We start from the raw sequence: 1,348 nt of genomic DNA on the forward strand, positions 1-1,348 counted from the left end.
CTGACCAGCACAAACGAGCATCGGACATCACCAGCAAGGACGTGACTCTCGTCCACTGGGTTCGGGGTTCGAGTCCCTGACGGCGCACCCTTTCTGCTGGTCACAGCCCTGCGGAGCGATCCTCCAAGGTGACCCCCTCTACCTTCGGGCACGCTTACTCCACTCGACGCGTCCGGTGGAGATCGTTCGAGTAGATCTTGGCTGCTCGTCGTGGGTGTCCTGCATGATCCCGTCGAAGATCCGACGAGGCGGGCTCGACACGGCCGCAAGGCGGCAGCCACTCAGTCTTCCGGCGGAAGCTGCCGCAGCGACTCATGGATGGCGCCCACAGTCCCGCGGTATGTGTGCGCCAGAAGTGTGCGGTCGATGAAGGTCGTCGCGAGCCGACAGCCTGCTCGGCGCGCACGGAGGACGCCGTCGGCATTGGCTTGCGGTGCCTGGTCGACAGCGACGTAGACGGCGTCGACATCGGCACGGCGAGCCGCCTCGACGACCATTGAGAGCGCGTCGTTCACGGCCGAGTGGGTGTACTCGCCGTTGAGTCCCATCGACATCGAGAGGTCAAAGGGTCCGAGAACGACGGCGTCTGGCCCTTCGGCCACGATCGCATCGATGTCCGAGACGGCCTTGACATTCTCGATGAGCAGCCAGGTCAACGGATCGGGCGCCCCGAACCGGCGCGCGGGCCAGGGCACCGTGCCGAAGTCCATCGACGGGACGCACGGGCACGCGCCCCGGGTCCCGTCCGGTTGGTGGATGGTCGCGGCCACGGCAGCGCGGGCTTGTTCGGCGGTGCTGATACCAGGCACGAGGATTCCTCGTGCTCCCGCGTCCAGCGCTCGGCGGATTTCGGTGCTGGCACTGTCCGGAACCCTGACGATGGCGTCGATATCTACTGATCGGGCTGCCCGGACGAGACTCGCGACGTCCGAGATGGAGAGCGCTCCGTGTTCCATGTCGATGATGACGAAGTCGTAGCCGGCGAGCCCCGCGATCTGGCACGTCTCCGGTGAGTTCATCTGGACCCAGGTTCCGAGGACGAATCGCCCCTCCTCGAGGGCCTCGCCGATCGTGTTCGACTTGAGTGAGCCCATGGCGTTCCTGTCGTGGTCGGTCCGCCGGGGCGAGTGGCACGTCGCCCGCCCCGGCGGACGATCAAGCGGACCTGGTGGCGCGCAGCTGGCGGGTCGCGTCCTGATCCACCATGATGTTCTCGGGGTCGTTGTCGGGATCGCCGAGGACCACGACGCCGTAATCGGTGCGAGCGCCCTCAACGCTGACGTAGCCGTCCCGCACGTCACGCAGGACCCTCGCGGGAACACGCTCGAAGGGGACACCCCAGCCACCG

The 1,348-nt window shown here is 66.7% G+C and carries 1 protein-coding gene and 1 pseudogene; both read right to left on the reverse strand.

From position 1 onward, the window contains the following. Positions 1-281: 281 nt before the first annotated feature. Positions 282-1,094 (reverse strand): HpcH/HpaI aldolase family protein, encoded by an 813-nt coding sequence (locus tag QSK03_RS32870; RefSeq protein WP_285660038.1) that lies wholly within the window; start codon positions 1,092-1,094, stop codon positions 282-284. A gap of 61 nt (positions 1,095-1,155) precedes the next feature. Next, positions 1,156-1,348: pseudogene (locus QSK03_RS32875) on the reverse strand (hydantoinase B/oxoprolinase family protein); the annotation flags it as partial.

The organism is Actinomycetospora sp. NBRC 106375, assembly GCF_030269665.1.
Classification (GTDB): domain Bacteria; phylum Actinomycetota; class Actinomycetes; order Mycobacteriales; family Pseudonocardiaceae; genus Actinomycetospora.